This is a genomic window from Halobacillus sp. HZG1 (assembly GCF_035818575.1).
GTDB classification, from domain to species: Bacteria; Bacillota; Bacilli; order Bacillales; family Halobacillaceae; genus Halobacillus; species Halobacillus litoralis.
Genome location: NZ_JAYLVQ010000028.1, coordinates 1 through 1,818 on the forward strand (window position 1 = coordinate 1; position 1,818 = coordinate 1,818).

General features: G+C 40.5%; 1 protein-coding gene. It reads right to left on the bottom strand.

From position 1 onward, the window contains the following. Positions 1 to 435: 435 nt before the first annotated feature. Positions 436 to 1,710, bottom strand: coding sequence for an IS110 family transposase (locus tag VKA52_RS03955; protein ID WP_326314264.1), 1,275 nt, complete (start codon positions 1,708 to 1,710; stop codon positions 436 to 438). Positions 1,711 to 1,818: the final 108 nt, after the last annotated feature.

Here is a 1,818-nt window from a genome sequence, read left to right on the forward strand (position 1 = left end):
AGTCTTCAACTCCCTCGGTTAGATCCGCTTTTCTTTCAAATACTCACTTATTCGCAGGATTTCAATCCGCTTGTCAGAACATATTGGATAAATGAAGTGGTTTATGACCGTATCGACTGGTTTCAGGCATACTTAAATAAAAGAGGTGCTATCTCACTCCAATTATTTCCATAATTATGGCACGTATTCTCCACGCTGCCCTCGGAGGCTGTCCCTCCCATGGCTCAACGGGTCTAAGCCCTTTCATTCCTTCGTCACGCCTATCCAAGGGGTGGAGCCTGGTTTTGCTAACGGAACGGGTCACAATGCCCTTTTGTTGAAGTACATCCAGTTCTCCGTGCTTTTTTGAGATCCTACGAATAAGTCAATACTCGAGGTTTATAAATTTAAAATCCTAACGGATTTGGTATATCTTACGAAACAAGTAAAAGGTTCTTAGGCTGCTTTTTGTGTTAAGTCGCTTACTTTTTCAGGGCAATAGGCTTCATTACGTCGAGCGATCCCCACTAGTATTCTTGCGAGCTTTCCAATGAGTTTCATAATGGATTTCATTTTCTTCATCTTCTTCACGTTGACATTATAGGCGTGCAGTTCCTTGAATTCAGAGTTGTTCATGATCATACTCATTGTCGTTATGTATAAGAAACGCCGTAACCGAGATCTTCCTCGTTTTGAGATGACAATTTGTCCTTTCCATTTGCCTGAACTAGCCTCTGATAGATGTAACCCTGCATGACGTAATAGTGAATTTCCATGTGAGAAGCCGCTTAAGTTACCTGATTCCCCCAAAATGCCAGCTAGCGAAACCTCACTAATACCTTCAATTTCTAGTAGTTTATTGGCGTAAGTAATGTCTTTAAGTACATCAGTCACTTCTTGATCAACTCTTTCGAGTTGGGCTGTTGCGAGGTCAAATTCCTCAAGTAATTGTTCAAGGTGTAGTTTATAAGCATCAGGTGCTTGTTGGTTACCAATAGATCGTTTCGCTAATTCAATGAGTGATTGAGCTTTTTTTGTCCCTGGCTGGCGTTTCATTATGGTTTTCCAACCTTTAATGACATCTTGAGGTTCCATCGAACAGAGTTCCATTGGAGTAGGGAATAGGCGTAGAGTAGCGATAGAACCTTTTCCTTTGATGTCTTTAAAAACTTGTCTAAGTTCAGGAAACACAACATCGACCCAACGGTTAATTTGGTTGACGGCACTAACGAACCTTTTAACGATGACATCACGGTTAGCCATTAAGACGCGAAGCTTTTCAAACGCCTCCGTAGTTGGACGAATAAAGGCATAGTAGCCATTTTTCACCATGTCTGCGATAACCAGTGCATCTTTTTTGTCACTTTTAGACTGTGTATTATCACGGTTTTCTTTATTCTTTTTAACGAGGTGAGGATTAACTGTTACTATATCTATGCTTTGATTGTGCAGCCATTTGGACAGGTTTAACCAGTAATGGCCGGTAGGCTCCATGCCGATTATTTCCGTATTAAAACCATTTGAAGCTTTTAACTGCTCAATCCATTTTAGTAATCTCGTAAAGCCATCTTCGTTATTTTCAAAAGATATGGGATGACCAACTGCGATACCTCGGAAATTAACAGCTCGAGCGACGTGAACATGCTGAGCAATGTCCACACCAATGACGAGATGTTGGTCTGAAATCCTTTCTATAAGTTGATTTTGATGATCTTGCATTTTATACTTCATATTAGAGTTCCTCCTAAGAATTGGTTTATCTGACTATAATCATCTTAGCGAGGGGCTCTTTTTTTATCAAACTTGAAATTTAACGCTCTACAGGAATGCTAACGGGGG